Origin of the sequence: Streptomyces sp. GbtcB6, from assembly GCF_019091475.1 — a bacterium.
Lineage (GTDB): Bacteria > Actinomycetota > Actinomycetes > Streptomycetales > Streptomycetaceae > Streptomyces > Streptomyces hyaluromycini.
On the sequence record NZ_JAGXJL010000288.1, the window covers coordinates 1 to 272 of the forward strand.

Consider the following 272-nt stretch of genomic DNA (forward strand, 5'->3'; position numbering starts at 1 on the left):
TCGCCCGCCGACGTGCTGGCCCGCCGCCAACGCTCGTTGTGCTTAATCAAGCCGGACAGCGTGGAAGCAGTGTTTACCCGCGACGAAGAAACCGACCGGTTCGAAGCACGGTTAATCTTCAATGTAGGCCGCTTACGCAACGAAGACGGCTTGCCCGTGGGCGATGTATTTTGGCGGGCATGGGGATCGGACCAACTGGGCGACGAAGAATACGTGGAGTTCGACGAAGCGGCGCTGCAAGCCGAGTTCGGCGATCTGTACCTGGCAATTGG

General features: G+C 59.9%; 1 protein-coding gene. It reads left to right on the forward strand.

The genetic code is table 11. The features are described 5' to 3' along the window. Positions 1–272 (forward strand): hypothetical protein (locus KVT45_RS55360; RefSeq protein WP_217562715.1); only part of this gene is annotated, 272 nt, incomplete at both ends.